The sequence below is a fragment of the Spiroplasma kunkelii CR2-3x genome, from assembly GCF_001274875.1.
In the GTDB taxonomy this organism is placed as follows: domain Bacteria; phylum Bacillota_I; class Bacilli_A; order Mycoplasmatales; family Mycoplasmataceae; genus Spiroplasma; species Spiroplasma kunkelii.
In genome coordinates this window covers 1,443,791-1,463,926 of the sequence record NZ_CP010899.1, presented here as the reverse complement: position 1 = coordinate 1,463,926, position 20,136 = coordinate 1,443,791, and the positions used below count along the sequence as shown (strand labels likewise).

General features: G+C 25.0%; 27 protein-coding genes, 2 pseudogenes and 1 riboswitch. Of the genes and pseudogenes, 19 read left to right on the top strand and 10 right to left on the bottom strand.

Annotated elements, in window-relative coordinates:
- Positions 1-507: 507 nt before the first annotated feature.
- A riboswitch (purine riboswitch) is annotated at positions 508-605 on the top strand.
- A gap of 86 nt (positions 606-691) precedes the next feature.
- The 5 genes from guaB to SKUN_RS07860 all read left to right on the top strand — a co-directional run bounded on the left by guaB (position 692) and on the right by SKUN_RS07860 (position 4,662).
- Positions 692-2,137: an IMP dehydrogenase gene (guaB, locus tag SKUN_RS07880; RefSeq protein WP_053391565.1), complete on the top strand. Its 1,446-nt coding sequence runs from the start codon at positions 692-694 to the stop codon at positions 2,135-2,137.
- Between the two features lie 153 nt (positions 2,138-2,290).
- On the top strand, positions 2,291-2,425 hold the full coding sequence (gene rpmH, locus SKUN_RS07875) for a 50S ribosomal protein L34 (protein WP_004028019.1): 135 nt from the start codon (positions 2,291-2,293) through the stop codon (positions 2,423-2,425).
- Positions 2,426-2,467: 42 nt separating this feature from the next.
- Positions 2,468-2,785 carry a ribonuclease P protein component gene (gene rnpA / locus SKUN_RS07870; protein ID WP_053391564.1) on the top strand — a complete coding sequence of 106 codons (318 nt, stop codon included), beginning with the start codon at positions 2,468-2,470 and terminating at the stop codon, positions 2,783-2,785.
- Positions 2,786-2,800: 15 nt separating this feature from the next.
- Positions 2,801-4,078: a membrane protein insertase YidC gene (gene yidC / locus SKUN_RS07865; RefSeq protein WP_053391563.1), complete on the top strand. Its 1,278-nt coding sequence runs from the start codon at positions 2,801-2,803 to the stop codon at positions 4,076-4,078.
- A complete protein-coding gene (locus SKUN_RS07860; RefSeq protein WP_053391562.1) occupies positions 4,078-4,662 on the top strand; it encodes a R3H domain-containing nucleic acid-binding protein in 585 nt (194 codons plus the stop codon). The genes yidC and SKUN_RS07860 overlap by 1 nt, the downstream gene beginning before the upstream one ends.
- Positions 4,663-5,175: 513 nt before the next feature.
- Here the strand turns inward: SKUN_RS07860 and SKUN_RS11680 are convergent.
- Positions 5,176-5,296, bottom strand: a pseudogene (locus SKUN_RS11680) (hypothetical protein).
- A gap of 196 nt (positions 5,297-5,492) precedes the next feature.
- Positions 5,493-6,485, bottom strand: a pseudogene (locus SKUN_RS07855) (IS30 family transposase).
- 229 nt (positions 6,486-6,714) lie between these two features.
- Here SKUN_RS07855 and SKUN_RS07850 point away from each other — a divergent pair.
- The 8 genes from SKUN_RS07850 to SKUN_RS07825 all read left to right on the top strand — a co-directional run bounded on the left by SKUN_RS07850 (position 6,715) and on the right by SKUN_RS07825 (position 10,391).
- On the top strand, positions 6,715-6,909 hold the full coding sequence (locus tag SKUN_RS07850; RefSeq protein ID WP_053391560.1) for a hypothetical protein: 195 nt from the start codon (positions 6,715-6,717) through the stop codon (positions 6,907-6,909).
- Positions 6,884-7,042, top strand: a complete 159-nt coding sequence (locus SKUN_RS09605; protein ID WP_158500834.1) for a hypothetical protein — start codon at positions 6,884-6,886, stop codon at positions 7,040-7,042. Before SKUN_RS07850 ends, SKUN_RS09605 begins: the two co-directional genes overlap by 26 nt.
- Positions 7,042-8,559: a hypothetical protein gene (locus SKUN_RS07845; protein ID WP_053391559.1), complete on the top strand. Its 1,518-nt coding sequence runs from the start codon at positions 7,042-7,044 to the stop codon at positions 8,557-8,559. The genes SKUN_RS09605 and SKUN_RS07845 overlap by 1 nt, the downstream gene beginning before the upstream one ends.
- A gap of 108 nt (positions 8,560-8,667) precedes the next feature.
- Positions 8,668-8,802 carry a hypothetical protein gene (locus SKUN_RS11515; protein WP_268794839.1) on the top strand — a complete coding sequence of 45 codons (135 nt, stop codon included), beginning with the start codon at positions 8,668-8,670 and terminating at the stop codon, positions 8,800-8,802.
- 182 nt (positions 8,803-8,984) lie between these two features.
- The gene (locus SKUN_RS07840; RefSeq protein WP_053391558.1) at positions 8,985-9,260 is read left to right on the top strand and encodes a hypothetical protein; all 276 of its coding nucleotides are present in this window, start codon (positions 8,985-8,987) and stop codon (positions 9,258-9,260) included.
- Entirely contained in the window at positions 9,247-9,753 is a 507-nt protein-coding gene (locus tag SKUN_RS07835; RefSeq protein WP_053391557.1) for a hypothetical protein, read from the top strand. Before SKUN_RS07840 ends, SKUN_RS07835 begins: the two co-directional genes overlap by 14 nt.
- Positions 9,746-10,159 carry a hypothetical protein gene (locus tag SKUN_RS07830; protein WP_053391556.1) on the top strand — a complete coding sequence of 138 codons (414 nt, stop codon included), beginning with the start codon at positions 9,746-9,748 and terminating at the stop codon, positions 10,157-10,159. Before SKUN_RS07835 ends, SKUN_RS07830 begins: the two co-directional genes overlap by 8 nt.
- Positions 10,134-10,391 carry a hypothetical protein gene (locus tag SKUN_RS07825; RefSeq protein WP_053391555.1) on the top strand — a complete coding sequence of 86 codons (258 nt, stop codon included), beginning with the start codon at positions 10,134-10,136 and terminating at the stop codon, positions 10,389-10,391. Before SKUN_RS07830 ends, SKUN_RS07825 begins: the two co-directional genes overlap by 26 nt.
- A gap of 289 nt (positions 10,392-10,680) precedes the next feature.
- Here the strand turns inward: SKUN_RS07825 and SKUN_RS11865 are convergent, their stop codons facing one another.
- From SKUN_RS11865 to SKUN_RS07805, 8 genes are all read right to left on the bottom strand, one after another.
- Positions 10,681-10,893, bottom strand: coding sequence for a pentapeptide repeat-containing protein (locus SKUN_RS11865; protein ID WP_408640753.1), 213 nt, complete (start codon positions 10,891-10,893; stop codon positions 10,681-10,683).
- A gap of 94 nt (positions 10,894-10,987) precedes the next feature.
- Positions 10,988-11,125 (bottom strand): hypothetical protein, encoded by a 138-nt coding sequence (locus SKUN_RS09600; RefSeq protein ID WP_158500833.1) that lies wholly within the window; start codon positions 11,123-11,125, stop codon positions 10,988-10,990.
- Between the two features lie 10 nt (positions 11,126-11,135).
- A complete protein-coding gene (locus tag SKUN_RS07820; RefSeq protein ID WP_053391554.1) occupies positions 11,136-11,396 on the bottom strand; it encodes a hypothetical protein in 261 nt (86 codons plus the stop codon).
- A gap of 1 nt (position 11,397) precedes the next feature.
- A complete protein-coding gene (locus SKUN_RS07815; RefSeq protein WP_053391553.1) occupies positions 11,398-11,694 on the bottom strand; it encodes a hypothetical protein in 297 nt (98 codons plus the stop codon).
- A 5-nt stretch (positions 11,695-11,699) separates the two neighbouring features.
- Positions 11,700-11,864: a hypothetical protein gene (locus SKUN_RS09595; RefSeq protein WP_158500832.1), complete on the bottom strand. Its 165-nt coding sequence runs from the start codon at positions 11,862-11,864 to the stop codon at positions 11,700-11,702.
- Positions 11,865-11,877: 13 nt separating this feature from the next.
- A complete protein-coding gene (locus SKUN_RS11510) occupies positions 11,878-12,009 on the bottom strand; it encodes a hypothetical protein (RefSeq protein WP_268794838.1) in 132 nt (43 codons plus the stop codon).
- Between the two features lie 304 nt (positions 12,010-12,313).
- Positions 12,314-12,493, bottom strand: coding sequence for a hypothetical protein (locus tag SKUN_RS07810; RefSeq protein WP_053391552.1), 180 nt, complete (start codon positions 12,491-12,493; stop codon positions 12,314-12,316).
- A 477-nt stretch (positions 12,494-12,970) separates the two neighbouring features.
- Positions 12,971-13,156: a hypothetical protein gene (locus tag SKUN_RS07805; protein WP_053391551.1), complete on the bottom strand. Its 186-nt coding sequence runs from the start codon at positions 13,154-13,156 to the stop codon at positions 12,971-12,973.
- A 1,358-nt stretch (positions 13,157-14,514) separates the two neighbouring features.
- On the opposite strand from SKUN_RS07805, the gene SKUN_RS07800 reads away from it, so the two are divergent.
- From SKUN_RS07800 to SKUN_RS07780, 6 genes are all read left to right on the top strand, one after another.
- On the top strand, positions 14,515-15,456 hold the full coding sequence (locus SKUN_RS07800) for an ABC transporter ATP-binding protein (protein WP_053391550.1): 942 nt from the start codon (positions 14,515-14,517) through the stop codon (positions 15,454-15,456).
- 462 nt (positions 15,457-15,918) lie between these two features.
- Positions 15,919-16,467: a tRNA dihydrouridine synthase gene (locus SKUN_RS11115; RefSeq protein ID WP_235511146.1), complete on the top strand. Its 549-nt coding sequence runs from the start codon at positions 15,919-15,921 to the stop codon at positions 16,465-16,467.
- 23 nt (positions 16,468-16,490) lie between these two features.
- Positions 16,491-16,814 (top strand): tRNA-dihydrouridine synthase, encoded by a 324-nt coding sequence (locus SKUN_RS11110; protein ID WP_235511144.1) that lies wholly within the window; start codon positions 16,491-16,493, stop codon positions 16,812-16,814.
- 17 nt (positions 16,815-16,831) lie between these two features.
- Positions 16,832-18,346, top strand: a complete 1,515-nt coding sequence (gene lysS / locus SKUN_RS07790; RefSeq protein ID WP_053391549.1) for a lysine--tRNA ligase — start codon at positions 16,832-16,834, stop codon at positions 18,344-18,346.
- Positions 18,347-18,354: 8 nt separating this feature from the next.
- Positions 18,355-19,359, top strand: a complete 1,005-nt coding sequence (locus SKUN_RS07785; RefSeq protein WP_053391548.1) for a class-II aminoacyl-tRNA synthetase family protein — start codon at positions 18,355-18,357, stop codon at positions 19,357-19,359.
- Positions 19,360-20,046 (top strand): IspD/TarI family cytidylyltransferase, encoded by a 687-nt coding sequence (locus tag SKUN_RS07780; protein ID WP_053391547.1) that lies wholly within the window; start codon positions 19,360-19,362, stop codon positions 20,044-20,046. It begins immediately after the preceding gene.
- Positions 20,047-20,136 lie beyond the last annotated feature (90 nt).

Genomic DNA, 20,136 nt, shown 5'->3' with positions numbered 1-20,136 from the left:
GTATTAAAAAATGAGCAAAATTAATAAAAATTAATAGTTTTCTATATTAAATATTTTTTATATTATCTTTAAAAGTATTGTTTTTATTGATTATTTTTATTGTTTTTCACATTATTAACATTTTATGGTGTAAATTGTTTTTTATTGTGGAAAGTGATAAAATTTTACAATAATTTTTATTAATGTAAATATTATCGAAAAAATTGCTAATAACAAATTAAAATATGGTATAATTAATTTTATTAAAAAATATATTAACTATTAACTATTATTATAAAATAAAAAAATATTTTAAATAGAGTATTTATTAAACTGAATTATGTAAAATGAAGTGCAACAAATTAACTCCCTTCTGAGTTGATTTGTTGCACTTCATTTACACGATGCAAAAAATAAGATAAACTTTAAAAAAGTGAACTTATATGTGTAGATACATAGGTATAGTTTTTAAAATTTAAATGTAAATTTTATTGGTCTATTTTACTTTTTTTTGTTATAATTAATAAAATTTAATACTTACAATAATCCTATATATACTAGAAATATGGTCTAGTGTCTCTACAATCAACCTTAAATTAAATACTATAGGTCTTAATTTATTTTTAATTTGTTAAGACTGTTTGTTAATTAGTTTTAATGGTCATATTTATTTTATTAAATTTTTTGTATTAAATATTTTGGAGGAACAAACATGCAAATTAAAAAATCTTATACCTTTGATGATCTACTATTAGTTCCACAAAAATCAGATATTTTACCATATCAGATTGACTTAAGAACTAAACTAACAAAAAATATTGAATTAAATATTCCTTTTATATCTTCAGCAATGGATACTGTTACTGAATCAAAATTGGCAATCGCAATTGCTCGCGAGGGTGGAATTGGAATTATTCATAAAAATTTATCAATTTATAAACAAGCAGCAGAAGTTGAAAAAGTTAAACGTAACGAGTCGGGTTTTATTATTAATCCTATAACATTAAAACCAACAATGACAGTTCAGGATGCTGAAAATATTATGGCTCAATATCGTATTTCTGGTTTACCAATTGTTGATGAAGAAAACAGATTATTGGGAATAATTACAAATCGGGATATTAGAGCATGTCATGAATTAACTGCTTCTGTGGATAAATTTATGACTATAAAAAACTTAATTACAACTCATGAAAATATTGATTTAGAACAAGCAAAAGATATTTTGTTAAATAATCGTATTGAAAAACTACCAATCGTTAATGAAAAAAATGTGTTAATTGGATTAATTACCATTAAAGATATTAATAATCGTGACGAATATCCTAATGCTTGTAAAGATGAACAAGGACAATTACGAGTAGGTGCAGCCATTGGAATTGATGAAAATACATTATTACGTGTTGAAAAACTTGTTGCCGCTGGAGTTGATGTAATTGTTGTTGATTCAGCACATGGTCATAGTAAAGGTATTATTAATATGGTTAAAAAAATTAAAAAAGATTTTCCAACGATTAATTTAATTGCTGGGAATGTTGTTACTGCTCAAGGAGCTTTAGATTTAATTGCAGCTGGTGCTAATGCAATTAAAGTTGGTGTCGGACCAGGAAGTATTTGTACAACAAGAGTTGTTGCTGGAGTTGGAGTTCCTCAAATGACAGCCATTAATGATGTTTATGAGGTTTGTAAAGGAAAAGAAATTGCAGTCATTGCTGATGGTGGAATTAAATATTCTGGGGATGTTGTTAAAGCACTTGCAGCTGGTGCTAATGCAGTAATGATGGGTTCAGTTTTTGCATCAACATTTGAAGCACCTGGTGAAGAAATGATTGTTGAAGGTAAAAAATATAAAACATATATGGGAATGGGCTCATTAGCTGCTATGAAAAAAGGCAGTGCTGATCGTTATTTTCAAGATAAAAATCGTAAATTAGTTCCAGAAGGAGTTGAAGGACGAGTTTTATTAAAGGGTAAATTAAGTGATATTTTATTTCAATTTATTGGTGGTATACGGAGCGGTTTTGGTTATTGTGGTGCAAAAAATATTCTAATGTTGCAAAAAACAGCTCAGTTTGTGGAAATTTCAAATAATGGTTTAAAAGAATCACATCCACATGATATTGCAATTACCAAAGAACCACCAAATTACACAAAATAATATTATTATAAGCAAAAAGATAAATGGAGATGAAAAAGCATATCAATTTCCATTTTTATTTTTTAAAAATATTATTTTAATTGATATTTTTTATTAATTAAGATATTATTTATATGATGTTTTAATAATTTATATCATAAGGAGGTGCTAGTAATGAAAAGAACGTGACAACCAAGTAAAATTAAACATAAAAGAACACATGGTTTTCGAGCAAGAATGGAATCAGCTTCAGGCCGTAAAGTTTTAAGTAAAAGAAGAGCGAAAGGAAGAAAAGTATTATCAGCTTAAAAATGCTGGTAAAATAATTTATTTTTCTATTTGTGTCGAAATGTGAAAAAAAAATTTATTGTTAAAAAAAATTATGAATTTCAAAAAATAATAAATAATTGTTCTTTTATTAAAACTAACCCTTATTTTATTTATTTTAAAAGAAATGATCTTAATTATCATCGTTTTGGAATATCTGTTGGTAAAAAATTAGGAAATGCTGTTGTTAGAAATAAAGTAAAAAGACAAATTCGAAGTATGTTAAATTTTGATTTTTTAGTAACAGAAGGTTATGATCAAATCATTATTGTTCGAAAATCATATTTTAACAATAGTTATTTAATTAATAAAGAAATTTTATTAAATCAAATCAAAATGTAAAAAGGAGGCGAAATAGTGAACTATCGTGATTATATTTTTTCCGATGGGAAAAGAACACGAAAACCTTGATATTCAATTGCCTGGAAATCAACAAAATTAGTCCTGTATCTTTTTTTAATTATATCAATGTTATGAGGTTGTGGGCAAATGATGGTTCCAAAATATGGGACTGCCCAAATTTTAGATGTTTCTGGTCAGAAAGTATATAAACCAGGAGTTTTCTTTGAAATTATTTTAGGATACACTAATGTTGGGAAAGAACACTTTTTTCATTTTGAAAATGGACAACTATATGAATATTCATATTTAGCAATTAGAACATGTTCTGATGCTTTTGTTAAAACATCTTCACCATTTTATGGTTGTTTTGTGTTTCCTGTTGCTTGAATTTTAGTTAATTTAATTTATGGTTTTGGTGGATTAGATAATGGTGCAGGAATTATTGGCGCATTATTTTTAACTTCATTAATTGTGCGTTTAATTACTTTAATGTTTAGTTGAAAAACACAACGAAATCAAGACAAAATGCAATTAATGCAAATTAAACAAGCAGAAATTCAGGCCAAATATAAGGTTTCAAAAGATCCAGCAGCAAAACAAAAGCAACAAATGGAAATGATGCAGTTGTATCGCAAAGAAGGAGTTTCTCCATTATCCACAATTGGTTCGTCTTTTTTAACAATTCCGTTTTTAATTGCGATGTATACTGTTGTTAGAGCAACACGAGAATTAAAAATGGCGACAATTGGGCAAATTTCTTTAATTGAAAAGCCATGAGATATGATTACTAGTGGAAATTATGTTTATTTAACTTTATTATTTGTATATTTGCCTATTCAAATTCTTTCGATGATTTTACCAACTATTTTAAATCTTCGTAAAACAAGAGTTATTACAAAGGAACAGAAAAAAGCACGTAAACGGCAATTTATTATGCAAGGAGTAATGATTGTTGTATTCTTTGTAGTTACAATTTCAATTGCATCTGGGGTTGCTATTTATTGAATTTTCTCAGCCTTTATTCAAATTTTACAAACATTAGGATTTCATTTCTTACGAGTTAAGAAACGAAGTAAAAAAAATAAAAACAAAGAATCGTTTGGACAAAGAATTAAACATTTATTTGTTAGAAAACAACATTTAAAAACAACTAATAATATTGAAAATGTTGAAATTACAAAAACAAAACAAGTTAAAACAAATAATGCCGATAAAATTTCTTATAATCCGGTTAAATCAAAACCTAAAAAATATAAATTTTCTTTACATAGTAAGAAAAAAAATAAAGATTAATGATTTTCATAAAAAAATTTAAGTCGCAAAAAAAAATTAGAGAATTTTTAAATAATTCAAATAAAAACTTCTTTTATAAAACTGAATTATCAACAAAATTATTTTTTCAGCGACTAGAAGTAACCTTTTTTGAAATTAATGATATTATTTTTTTTTGTAAAGAACATTTAGATAGTATTATCAAAGATATCTTATTAACGAAAGAATATGAGATGTCTTTTTCATATTCTAATAAGCAATTTTTAATTACATTAAATATTAGAGGTTTTAAAATAAATATTAATATTTTTAATTTTGTTTTTATTTTAGAAACATTATTGCATACATATATTAGTCGTAAATTTCAAAATGATTTTAAATTTATTATTATTTTTAATTATGATAAATTAATCTTATTAGAAGCTGTACAAAGTGTTGTTAAGAGAGTTTTATCATCAAAAAAAGATCAATTATTGCCTGTTATGAATAAAGAACAACGAAAATTAGTTCATAGTAATGTTCTAAAATTTCCAGAAGTAATTTCAAAGTCAATTGGTTCGGAAAATACTCGCCAAATTATTCTTAAGTATAATTATAAAAAATAATTATTTTTTAATAATGAAAAAATTTTTGTAAAATATCAAATGTTTCCTATAAATGTAGAAAGTTTATGAGAAGAAAAGATAAACTTTATAAAACTGAACTTATGTGGTTAAGTGCACAGTCTAAAATGTAAGTCAAGTTTATAAAAAAAATTGACTTATTACTTAAGTTATTATATTATAGTACACATAAAGTAATAACTGTTTTTAAATTTAAAAATTTTAATACTGGCAATCAAGAAATATGAACTTTTGAAACACCTATTAATATAAAATTATAAGAAAATTATTAAGATAAGTAACTAAGTGCTAGATTATTTTTTTTTCGGGACAAATTGTTAATCCAAATGATTCTACTCAAGTGATGGTTTCTGATAAACCAATCCAATTAGAATAAACCAGTTCAAATCCCAGTCATACCCTCAGTCATAGTTTTAGGTGTAGGTACTGTTAAAAAATTAACCGTCGTTGTTAAATACATACCTAACATTATTTTTTATCGTCCTTTATTTTAATTTATTTTTTTCTTTTTTTTCCTCGAATTTGTTTAATTTTTTGATAAATTGATAAACCAATTCAAGCAAAAAAATCCTAATATAATAACAACACTAAATATTGTCGTTAATCAAGTTGGCATATTACATCTCCTATATAAAAAACTGTATTGTAAAGATACAAGTAGGTCAATCAACCCTTATTAATTTGATAATATACTTTTTATTTTAAAATGCAATATTTTTTCAAAAAAAAATAACTTTTTTAAATATAAATTAATATTTAAGCACGACAAAAAGAAAAATTTGTTACAAATATATAATTTATATTTAAAAAAGTTAAATATTAATATTTTGTAAAAATACCTCTCTGGAGGATAATCAACCTAAACTTGGTCGAGGCTTTTCATTAATAATTTTCATAACTTTATTAATTTCTTTTTGACTAACATTATTAAAATCAGTTCCTTTAGGTAAATATTCTCTAATATCTCTATTTATTCTTTCAACTTTTGCTTTTTGAGTTGGAGTTCCAGCATCACAAAAATAAACATTTGTATTAGTAATTTTCTCTATCTCTTTTCACTTACTAAATTATTTACCTTGATCTGTAATAATTCCTTTTATACTTACTTTATAAAGTTTATTTTTAAAAATACATTTAAGAGCATTATTAACCTCTTCTGAATTATGCTGATTTAATTTAAAACAAATAGTATATAAACTCTTTTCTTCCGTAAAAGTTAAACAAGCTGATTGATGTTCTTTTCCAATAATACAATCCATTTGAAATCAACCAAAAGTACCTTTTTCATGTTTTGCTTCTTCAATAAATCTAATATTAGTTAATTGACCACGATCATCTTTTCTTTTTTTTGTTTTATATTTTTTACCTTTAAATGGTAATTTTTTCTTAATTTCAATATTTTCATCATCAAAAACTTTATAATCAATATATTTATAAAGTGTCATATGTGAAAATGGAAACTTTTCACTATATTTTTTTTCATATTCATAAATAATTAATCTTGGTGAATAACTTTTTTTACTTAAAATTTTTCTTATATAATTTACAACTTTTTTTGTAATTGTTGTATATTTAATAGATTTTTTACGCTTTCGTTTATAATCTTTATGTGCTTTTTCAGGTTCATATTCTTCTTTAAGTCTTTTAGCCTCTAATCTAATTGTATTACGACTTTTATTCATTACTTCTCCTATTTTAGAATAATTAGGTGTACCATTTTTCTTTTTAAATGTTTCGCATTCTAAATATTCTTTTAATTTATATCTTTTTTCAAGATTAAAATGTTTATATTTTTTCTTTTTCATAAGATTTGTTCAACCCTTTCTTAATATATATTTATACATTAAAATTAAAATTTTATTGACATTTTATTAAAAGATGTTAGGATGGTGATGTAATTTAATACAAGTAGAATTAATCAACCCTTAATCTCTTGTTTAAAAATTACTAAGAATAAAGACTTGAAAAAGTCTTTTTTTATTTTACTTTTTGATATTTTTTTGTAGAATGGTGATGACAAAAGAGGTAAAAAAGATGGCAAAAGTGGGAATTAATTGGTGAAAAGATGCAAAAAAGCGGAATATTGATGTAAAAATAAGTAAATTTGATGATTATTGTATACAAAATAATTACAAACTTGCTACAAAAGAAACCTTATTAATATTTTGTGAATTAGAAGAAGATGAATATGAAAACCTTAAAAATGAAAATACGAATATTAGAAAATAATATAAAATTACATCTCTTAAATGAAACTAAGGGGGGTGTATCAGTATATGCACAGTATTATGGTCGTGAAAATGAAACTGAAATAAATTATACTCCACCAGTAATTAATATAACGAATGGTCGTGATATATAATGGCAATGTTATATGAATATAGTTATCTTAATAAAATAGTAACTAGTCTATTGAATAGTGCTGAATATATTGCTGATGAGATTAATTTAGCAGGTAGTCGTAAAGCAGGTAAAACATATTCTATTGATGAATTAATAGCATTATTAAGTTGTGTAGTATTAGCACATAAAGATAAAAAAATAGCAATATATGGTTTTAGATTAAATAGTGCCGATACTGCTGAAATGCAACAAGATATTCAAGATGCATTAGATAAAATAGGTTTAATTCTTAATCCTACTAAAAAATGAAAAGGTGGTCATTATCAATATAATGCTAGGTTTAATAAACCTACTTGATTATTTCCTAATGGTAGTTTTATTAAATTACAAGGAGCAATAAAAAGTAATAATAGTCAAGTATTAGGTAAAGGAACAGCACGAGCAAATGGTGCTAATTTATGTATTATTTGATTAGAAGAAGCAAATGAATTTAGTAAATCAGAAAAAGAAGCAATTATGCAAGCAGTTCGTGATTATAAAAAATTAATATTAATTACAAGTACTAATCCTGATAGTATTTATCAAGATCATATCGATTATTTAAATAAATTAATGCCATTTAATCGTAAAGAATTAGAAAGTAATGGTGAACAAATATCTAAAATTATAGTTCCAGTCTTAGATCCTAAAACAGGTCAAAAAGCATATGATAAAAAAGTAATTAATCATTATACTAATTATTTAATTAATAAAGATAATTTAAATTATGATGAATTAATGAAATTATATGAATTAAAAGCAGAATGACCTAAAAAATATGAGGTTTGAGGAATTGGAATGCCCGGTGCATTAGATGGTTCTATTTTTGCTAATTATTTATTTAGTAAATTATATGATTTTGAACCAGTTAATTTTAGAGCAGGATTAGATTTAGGTTATGCTGAATCACCATTAGGACATGCTACCCATGCAATTTTAATGGGAATAGATAACAATTATAAAAAAATGACACCATTAATGGAATATAAACATAGTAATGCTGAAATGGTACAAAAAGACATAATGAAAGTTTTACATGAAATAGTACACTTTTATATAATATGTGCTACACAATGAAATGATTTATATAATGGTTTAGAGGTAAATGTTGATACTGGTGGCGGTCATTTAGTAGAGGTTGATACATTAAATAATATTAGGCGAAAATATTTTCCTGATGCTAATTGATTAATATTTAAACCAGTTAATAAAGAGATATGATATAGAACTGATAGAATTGATGCTATAATCATCCTGCTAAATAAGAATTATTTACAAATTAGTCAAAGATTAACACCAGAGTTATTTAAAGATATGTTAAAAATGGAATGGAAGAAACCACCAGCAAATAAATCTACTTATAAATTAGAAGATAATAAATTATTTGATGATGGTTTTGATGCTATGACTTATGCTGTTATGGATATTATGGAATATTTTATAAAAACATTAGATAATCCATTTTTAATAAGTAAGCAATTTGGAAAGAGAAGGTAAAATTATGGCAAAAAAACAAATTAAAAGAAATGTTGAAAAGTAAGTAAAAATTGAAATGGTATTGGTGTTCCTGCTTGTGAAGAACATACTAAAATATTCCAAGAATTAATGAAAGAAACTTACGATTATGGAGTTAATAATCAAAAAGAATATTTAGAACAATATGAAAAAGGTTTTAAAAAAGGTATTGAAGAAACTAGAACTGAAATTAAGAAAAAATATCCACAAGTTTACAAAAATTAAAATGATGGTAAGATGGTGACGATAGTTTTTGAAATTTTCTATAAAAAAATAATGGAGGGATTAAAGTATGTCAAACTTTAAATATGAATATAAAGAAAATATGACACAAGATGAAATTAATGCTTTATTAGAACAAAAAGAAAAGCAAATATTATCTAATGTCTTACCAAGGTGTTAGAGCAATGGCAGTTAAATTTTATGGTAATCCTATTTTATTTGATATGCCTATTATTGGTCGACCAATTATTAAAGGTGAATTTAATAAAAAAGTAATGAATTCTCGTGATTTATTAATGTATAACATGTATCCTGCTCCACCTGATAAAATAAATACTTATTCATCACCTGATGTAAGTTGATATAATATTCAAGGAATTCAACCAACAATTATTACTGGTTATAAAGATTGAAAAGAACATATTCAATCAATGTCTGATTTTTGAATTGAAAAAAAATAATGAAGGTATGGTAATAACTGATAAAACAGCATCAACTGCAACTAATCCAACTGTTGGAACAACTATTAATGAAGAAGGTGCAAATTCTAAACCTTATTGGTCTAAGCATTGAAAAATAACACAACCAGCAAAATTAAAAGTAAATAGTGGTAATGTTGATATTATAATTAGTACACAAGCATCATCTTATTTTAGAAGAAAAGATGAATTTGGTAATATTTTTGGTAAAGTTCAAATTGAATATAATAAAATGGGCTCATGTAATATTTGAGATATTTTAAATATGAATAATTTTATTAATCGACAAATTACTACATTACCATTAAACTATACACAAAAATTAGTATTTAATCCTTTTACTATTCCTGGTGTTGGTAAATTCTTAAATTTTGTTTCTTTTGGTATTCCATGAGATTGAATTGGTAATTTAACAATTACACAAGATGATAAATGACCTAATTTTCCATGACTTAATTGGTTTATGAGTGTTTAATGTTTATAGTTTTTATAATGATGCTTTTTGAGGGTCTAAATCTGCTGCTGGTTATTTACCTTTTGAAATATTTAGAGAACGGGGTAATGATAAAGTTGGTGCTATGATTGATGCTAATGCTACTAGTTTTAGTTTTACAACTTTATTAACTGATAAATTAAAAGGTACTGTTTTAAATAAAGATGGTACACCAACTAGTGAATTAGTTTATTCAACTTATAATTTAAAACAATTAAATCCTATAACTAATAGAGTTTATTTAATTAATGAACAAACTAAAGCAGTTGATGCACAAACAGCAGTTAGTGATAGTGAAAAAGATAATGATTTAGAATTCTTACAAACACCAGATGGGACAAATTGTAGTTATATAAATTGATATGTTTTCAATTCAAGTATTATATAAAGGTAATTTTGAAATTATCTTTTATGTTGATAACCCATATACTAATAATGAAGAAGATTATTTACGCTTATCAGTATGAAGTTTTAGAGGTAAAACAAAAAGTACATTAAATAATTATTTACGAGATATGACAACTAATTATAAAACTAGTTTTTTATTACCCCATGATTATGAAATACCAACTTTTAATTACCCACAATATGTTCTACCACCAGTACCATATAAGTATTAAGTTTATACCAAAAATATTATGCCTTCTGATGTAATACTACCATTAAAAACTAAAATAATAGCACCAGCACAATGTAAAAATTTAATTTAATATCCAACAACTTTATTTTCTGATGACTTTTATGATGCTTATTATGAAAATGAAATTGATTTAAGACAAATTGACCCAACAATTCAAAGTATTGAAAAATTTAAAAGTGCTTATAAAACTATAGAAATAAGTAATTTAGGTAATTTACAAGTTAAATGTGCACAACCAAATATAGAGAATTTTATTCCTAATAGAAATGTTAATTTATTAACGGGAACTGGTCAATGTGACCATAAGCACAGCGTAAATTATCTTCTTTTAAATCAGCATCGCGTAAATTAGCACGACGTAAATTAGCATCTTCTAAATCAGCACCTTTTAAATCAGCTTTTTCTAAATCAGCATATTCTAAATAAGCACCAGTTAAATTAGCACCTTTTAAATTAGCACGACGTAATCTAGCATCTTTTAAATCTAATTTTTCACTTTATAAATATTGATTTAATTTTTCTTGTTCAACTTCAATACTAGTTAAGTCCGCAATCATATCTTTTAATGTTTTCATATTATAATTCCTCCAAATTCTTTTCGTCAATTAATGTCTCAATATAGTCATAAGCACTCTCTTCTGAATAACATTCTTCTAATACTTCATTAAATAAATCTTCTTCAGTATAAATATTTCCATTTTCATCTTTATACATATTATTTATTCTATTCTTTACAAAATTCTTTATTTCTTTTTCTTCTTTCACAATCTTGACAAATTTCGTTTTTTTCTCAATTTTTACGATTATTATCATAATCTTCAATTAACTGTTTAAATTCATCAATATTATATTTATCAAGATGTAATTCCTTAAAATTTAACGACCAATCATTCTTAACATAATAATGATCTGCGGTAAAATCAAATTTAAAATCATTTTCATTTTCTTTGGTTTGATATTTTTCATAAAATTCATCAATACTCATATTATTTATTCTCCTTTAATATAAGTTCTAATAATTTAATTCTTTTTTCTTCATCTTTAACAAGTTGATTATGGTTATTTAAACTTTTTTCAATTCTGCTTTTACAAAATTCTAAACTTTCATTTATTGATGCAGTGTCATCTGTTTTATTTATTCTTATTAATAATCCCTGTTCTTTATTAAAAATTGTAATACTATCTTCATAACCGACACTAGTTTCATAACAGTATTCATCATCTAATTTATTAATAATTTCTTTTTGAAATTCTGATAATTGTAAATTTCTAATTTCTTTCATATTATTTATTCTCCTTGCCATTCAATAGTTTCATCTTCTAAATCAATAATAGTTTTTTCTCTAAAACATTTATTTTTAGCAGTAACCTTTGCTTCTTCAAAGGTATAAAATAATTCAGTATCTATTTCAGTATATAAACTTTTTGATATTAATAAGTATCTTTTTTCCATAATTTAATTCCCCCTAATTTTTTTTAGTATTTAATGCTCAATGTTCATCAGTAATTTCATCGTGTGTAATAATATATTTATTTTCTTTATTACATGTAAAGCAATATCCTCAATAACTTTTTTTAAAACATATTTTCTTTTTCATAATTACCCCCATTAATTAACTAAAAATGACTACAACTTTGTAGTTGTTTTTTCTTTGTGGTGCCAGAGAATTATCTCTCTTCATCCGCACCATTTCAGGTTAAAGCGTTCAGTTTTTAAAATAAATCTACTTGCACCTTGAAGAGCCTAATGCTATACGCAAATTTATTTATAAAGTCACTATCTCTATGTTTATTGTCGTTTGATATTAACCTTGGACTTATCACGACTATCACTTGTTAAAGTGTCTATTATTTCCAGACTGTTTACTGTTGGGTTAGACCACCAAAATATCTATTAAATTGTTAGATTGATTTTCAAATAAAAAAACAACTCTTGTTAAAGGGTTGTTTTTTGCCGCTTCATCGTACAGGATGCAATTCATTTAATAAATCATTATTAGCATCATTTTTGTTTTGCGAATTAAACTGTTTTTTATTTTCTTGTTTTAATTTTTCAAAAGATAAAATTAAATTTTTTCCCACAATATTACCACTTTTATTATTAATGCTATTATTGATTACATATTTTTTATTTTCATCAATTTTTAAACTAAAATAATTTTGATAACTTGATAAACCTAAACAATTTTTATCTAAAACAACACAATCTTTTTGTTTATTTATTAAAATATGTGTTTTATTATTTATTTTTTGCGAAATTAAATTTTAATTTAGATAAATTCTTTTTATCATATTTAATTACCTCACTTTATTTTTTTATATTTTTGGAATTTATAAAATTTATTAAGAATTAATCATTCTGAATTTAAAATAGTGAACTCTTGTTCATATCTAATACAGTCAATAATTATATTTACATTTAATTTCCCCTTATGTTTTTAAAAATCTTTTTTTATGATAATCACTTCACTTTTTTTCATCTTTTAATTTTATTTTCACTAAAATTAATATCTAATAGTAAGTTAAAAATAAATAATTAATTAAACCAAAAAACAATTCTTAATGAACTGGTTCTATATTTTTGTCAGACTGTTTTTGTCAATTAATATCAGATAAATTATTTACCACTGTATAACCAAATTTATCTTCAACATAATTTTCTATAATTTCATTTCACGATTTTTTTTGTAATTCTTTAAACTTTTTTGTTAAATATTCATCAATATCTTTAATATTATCTATCATTCCACTTGATCAGCAGTATCCTGCCCAATATTGTTCTAAACCAAATTTATATCAAAAGTTTTATTTTTTTTCATGATCGGTATTTTTTGAAATTAAATCCGTTATTTTATAATGATCTTTTATATTATCTGAATCTTTTATAACTAAATACATGTTTTATCCTCCTAATTTTATTTCTCTAATGCTCAGTATTAATCAGTAATTTTATCTTTTGAAATTGGATAATTTCTAAGCATTAATTCATTTGTTTTGTTTATAGTTTTTTTATTTAACTTTTTCATTATTTCACATCCTTACTAAGTAATTTGTCATATAATGAATTGTCTTTAATATAAAATTTTTCCCCACAGCAACTAAGACCTCAAAAACAAGTTAATTTATTAAAATCCTCTTTATATAATTGTTGTTGTTTTAATTCAGCAAGTTCTTTTTTAAGTTTTTTATTTTCTTTTTCTAACTTTTCATATTTAATTTATTCTGTTATATTCATTATTAATCCCCCATTTTAATAAAATTATCTTTTGTTTGTATATCAGCAAACTGTTTTGTTGTTTTAAATACCATAACAATTACCTCCATTTTCGCAACCTATATAACACATACAACTATTTCACCACATCAACAATTTAAATAACCTTCGCCACATTCAATACAAATATCATATTTACTACTGCCAGCCATTATTAATCCTCCTCAATAACAGTTAATTGTTCTAATTGTTTTTTAGTGATTCTGATACCTTTTAAATTATCACCTTGTAAATCAGCATCTAATAAATAAGCACCTTCTACATTGACATTTATTAATTAATACTCTCTTATTTTTTAATTTAATTTTTAATTCTTTTCAACAGAGTTCTTTTAAAGACACCTTCAAATCCTCCTTATAAATAGTAAGATTTCTAAATTTTTTTATTGTGGAACACTTACACTTTAACCCTTACCCTTTAACCATTACAGGTTAAAGATTTATCCCCAAACCACGATAACTCTTTTATATTGCCTAAAAGAATTGCTTCCATTATGTCGTAGCGATACGGCAACCCCTGTATTGTTTATCCTCGCTTGCTTGGTTTTACGACATTCCAAGTAGGAGAGTTTTATTCGGTTTATTTTGCTGTTATTTTTTTAAACTAAGCAAGGTTAACGACAATTTTAACATAATTAAAAAAGATAGAATTTTATATCTATCTTTTTCATAGTTTTTGGAAATTTTATACCAACCGAATATTTTACACGGTCAAGGGCAAGATATTTTAAATAAGTTGATAAAATTATAATAATTTTGTTATGATATTATTATGATAAAAAGTAATTGTAAAATGTATTTTAGTATTTAAAGGGGAGGCACAACACAAGATGGCTGAAATTAAAGATGTACATAGTACAGACCAAACAAATCCACATGAAAAAGAAGTTAAAGCAAAAAAACCAAATGACAAGGAACCAAAAAAAAAAGTTGATTATACTGCCGTTAAAGAATTTAAACAAAAGTTAAAAGAGCAAAAGAAACAAACAAAGTTATATTCAAAACGAATTTTAAAAGGGGAAATTATTTCAACAACAAATAGTAAATTAGATACAAGTAAATATGTAATTGAACTAGTTGATGTGAAAAAATCATATATTACTGGGGAAGTTGAAACGCCAGTTTTAAAAGGAATTAATTTAAAATTAGAAAAAGGAGACTTTATTGTTATTTTAGGTCCTTCTGGATCAGGAAAAACAACATTACTAAACATTATTTCAGGTTTAGATAAAGTTTCAAGTGGTGATGTTTTTGTTATTGGCTATAACTTATCGTTATTAAAAGATGTTGATTTAACAAAATTTAGACGAGATAATGTTGGTTTTATTTTCCAACAATATAATTTATTAACTAATTTAACTGCCAAAGAAAATGCTGAAGTTGGGGAAAATTTAAGTAAAAACAAAAATAAGGATATGACAATTAAAGATATTTTTGAAACAATTGGAATGGAAGAACAAATGAACAAATATCCTCACCAAATGTCAGGGGGACAACAACAACGGGTTTCAATTGCTAGAGCATTAGCAAAAAATCCAAATATCTTATTTGGTGATGAACCAACAGGAGCTTTAGATGAAGAAATGGGTCGAAAAGTACTTGAAATTTTAGTTGATGTTAATAAAAAATATAAAACAACGGTTATTATTGTTACGCATAACTCAAATATTGCTGATATTGCTAATACAGTTATTCATGTTCGTAATGGAATAATTGACCAAATTAAGAAAAATATACATCCAAAGAAACCAAGTGAAATTGATTGATCTTAATTTGTAAAACAATATTATGTGTTTTACATTTTTTTATTAACATTATTAGAAATATTTTTTAAAATAATAAAATAATTTTACAATATCTTTAATGAATTATTGAAATTTGTTACAATTAAAAAAGAAAATATCGTTTAACTATTTACTTACAAGTAATATTTATTAAGCAATATTTTTGTAAAAAAGAAATTCAGATGACAGATTGTAGGTTATCTTGCCATGCTTGTTAATGTTCATGTTCAGGTACAAAAAGTGACCATAAATGTTTTGAATGTGATTATAACAAACCACATGACCGAAAATAATATTTTGTTTCTAATTTTTGAGAAACTTTTTTTGTAATATCATATATGAACTATAATAAGGAATAGTTAGCCTTAAAAATAATTTTTTTATTGAATTTATTGTTATTTTTAATTAAGATTTATCTAATGACTGTTAATTAAAGAAGGAATTATAAAAATGAGAATTGGAAATATTGAAATCAAAGGGCAATTTTTTTTAGCACCAATGGCCGGAATTATGAATGAATCATTCCGAATTATTTGTCATGAATTAGGAGCAGAATTGATTTATGCTGAAATCGTTAGTTATAAAGCAATTTTACAAAAAAATGAATGAACTTTACAAATGATTAAAGTAAATAAATTAGAACATCCAATTTCAATGCAAATTTTTGTAACAGATATGAAAACTTTTGTTGCAGCAGCAAAATATGTTGATCAACATAGTGATTGTGATATTATTGATATTAATATGGGTTCTCCTATACCAAAAATTGCAATTAAGTCACAAGCAGGGTCATATTTATTAAAAGATCCTCAACGCGTTTATGAAGTTGTTAAGGCAGTTGTTGAAAATGTTACTAAACCAGTAACCTCTCAAATACGAAATCAATTTTATTTTGGAAAAGCTGATTGAAATTGAATTAGGAAAGTAAAAGAAAATGTTGCAATTCTAGTAATTGGTAATGGTGATTTTTTACTTGTGAAGATGCAAAACCAATATTAAAAGAGACTGGTTGTGATGCAATTATGTTAGCACGAGGAGCACAAGGTAATCCATGAGTATTTAAACAGATTCAACATTTTTTAGATACTGGTGAAAAAATTGAGCAACCACTATTAGATGAATGGCGGAATATTATTTTCCGCCATGCAGAATTATTATTTAATTTAAAGGAAGAACGAATTGCAGCGAGTGAAATGCGGAAAAATTTAGCCTTTTATTTTAAAGGAAAGACAGGAGCTACTAATTATAAAATTCTGGCAACGCAAATAAATACAATATTTGAGTTAAAAATGCTTGTTAATGAATATATTGCCTATTATAATAGTAATATTAGTGTTGTTAAATAGTAAAAAGGAGAATTAAAATGGAGAAACGTAATTTTACAGAACAAGAGCAAATTAGACGTGATAAATTAAAAAAAATGGTTAACGATGGGCATAATCCTTTTGTAATTGCAAAGTTTGACCGAACACATACAAGTAAAGAACTTAATGAACAATTTAATCATTTATCAAAAGAAGAATTAGTCACAAGTAGTGATAATATAACTGATAATATAATAGTTAAAATTGCGGGTCGAATTAAAACATTTCGCGAAGCAGGAAAAGCTAGTTTTGTAACGTTACAAGATCAAAATGGAATTTTTCAAATTTATGTTCGAAATGATGAAGTTGGTGATGAAAAATATCAAGAATTTATTAATTTTGATTTAGGAGATATTATCGGAATTACTGGAATAATGATGAAAACAAACACTGGGGAATTAACAGTGCGAGTTAAAGAATTTGTTTTATTAGCAAAAGCATTGCGTGCATTACCTGACAAATATCATGGAATGACTGATATTGAAGAAAAATATCGTCGTCGTTATGTTGATTTAATTACATCAGCGGAAACAAAAGATATTTTTATTAAGCGTAGTAAGATTATTGCTTTAATGCGAGATTTTTTTAATAGTAAGGGATATTTAGAAGTTGAAACACCTGTTTTACAGCCTATTCATGGTGGCGCAGCGGCAAAACCATTTATAACTTATCATAATACATTAGATATGAATTTTTATCTACGAGTAGCAACAGAATTACCTCTAAAACGGTTAATTGTTGGTGGCTTTGAGGGAGTTTATGAAATAGGACGATTATTTAGAAATGAAGGAATGGATACACGCCATAATCCAGAGTTTACAACAGTTGAAATTTATGTTGCATATCAAGATATGGATTTTATGATGAAATTAACAGAGGATACTATTTTCTACATTGCAAAAAACATTTTAAATAAAGATGAAACAAAATACGATGGAGTAATAATTTCATTCAAACAGCCATGGAAACGTTGACATATGGTTGATGCAATTAAAGAGTTAGTGGGAGTTGATTTTTGAAAACCAATGACTTTTGCTGAAGCAAAGAAAATTGCAAAAGAAAAAAAACTACCAATTGAAAAATTTCATACTTCTGTTGGACATATTATTAATTTGTTTTTTGAAGAATTTGTGGAAGATAAATTAATTCAACCAACATTTATTTATGGTCATCCCGTTGAAGTTTCTGCATTGGCAAAAACAAATGCAGAAGATCCAAGATTTACTGATCGATTTGAATTATTTATTAAAGGGCGTGAATATGCAAATGCTTATTCAGAATTAAACAATCCAGTTGAACAATATGAGCGTTTTGTTAGTCAATTAGCAGAACGTAATAATGGTAATGATGAAGCACAAGAATTAGATATTGATTTTATTCAAGCATTGGAATATGGAATGCCACCAACAGGTGGTTTAGGAATTGGAATTGATCGACTAGTTATGTTATTAACAGGACAAGATTCAATTAAAGATGTATTATTATTTCCGCACATGAGACCAAGAGAAAAATAGGTGATTGTATGGCATTTGGTATTGAAATTGGTTATAGTTCAATTTTAACATTACGTGAAACAGTAGAAGCAATTAGTTTAATTAAACGTGAATTAGTTTGTCTTTTTATTATTCAATTTAATTTATTAAAAGTTGATGCGCCTTTAATTACTACAGAAGAAAAAGGGTTTAATGATGATTTTCGAATGACAGAACGGCCAATTGATTTTGATATTTCACCAACTAATTTGGTTGGTGAAATATTACAGTCACACAATAAATGGCGACGAAATGCAATTAAACAATATGAATTGTTAGAAAACGAAGGAATTTTAACAACGGCAATTGTTTTGCGTCGTGATATTAAGCAATCAAATAGCCAAGCAGTAAGTTTTAGCGAAATTGGATTTGATTTATTATTAGAAGAAAAAGACATTACATTATTAAAAATTAAACAAACAATTGATAAAGCAATTAATATTGTTAGTGATGTAGAAGACATTTTATTATTAAAATTTCCGCAATTAAATAAGAAATTTAAAAAAAAATTAAATTGAACAAGTCAAATTGAATTACAAAAAACAATGCGATTATTAAGTTATCAAGAACGCTTGAACCGCTATACAAGAGAAAATGGTGCTACAATCCTCTATGGTTTAAAAAATAGTATTACTAATAATACGATTGAAATTAGTGAATCGCAAGATGTTTTTAATTGGGAACTCTATGCGAAAATTTTTGTTTATGATTTTGTGTTAGAAAAAGCTACTTGTATTGGTTATTGTGCTGCTACTGTTAATAGTGATGTTTTAAAAAGTCAATTAGCAGTAACAAAAGAAACAAGTAAATTAAGAACAGAATATGATGCAAAAGTAGCAACAAATGACTTACCAGTGACACTTTCGTTCGGACTTTTTAAGTCACAATTAGATTTATTTTTATTAGAAAAACAACATATTGGTGAAGTTATTGCTTCGGTTTGAAGTGATGATTTTTTAGAATATGTTAAGAAAAATGGAATTGAAATTTTATAAATGAAAAATTATACAATAATTATTGTGGCAGCTGGGAAGTCATCACGTTTTCATCAAAAGGACAATAAGTTGCTATATCAACTTGATAATAAACAAACTATTATTGAACAAACATTAATGTTATTTTTAAGTGATCCACTTTGTACAAAAATTATTGTTGGTGTTAATGAAGAAATTTTAACTTTTTTATTGAAAAAAAATTACCAAGCAAAAAATATCCAATTTATTATGGGTGGCATAGAACGAGTTGATACGATTTATCAATGTTTAATTAATCATAAAATTAGTAATGAAATTATAATGATTCATGATGGTGTGCGTTGTTTTACTAGTTTAACTTTTATTAATCAATTAAATCAAGTTTTTCAACAAAAAAATTATGAAGTGCTAATCCCAATTTTACCAATTACTGAAACCCTTAAAAAAGTTAAAAATAATTTTATTGAAAAAACATTACCTCGAGAAGAATATTTTACAATTCAGACGCCACAAGTTTTTAAAGCAAGATTATTATATCAAGTTTATGACAGATATTTTCAAACTAAAAATAGAAAAATAATTTATGATGATAGTTATTTAGTAGAGTTATTTTCACCAGAAACAAAAATTCATACAATTTATGGTGAAAAACAAAACATTAAATTAACTTATGTTGATGATTTAAAATTATTAAAATTATTAAAATAACGCTTACAATTAAGGAAAATATAAGGTATAATTATTTGCGAGTTAATAATGCTTGAATTATAATTATTAGCTCCTTGTCCGAATAGGACC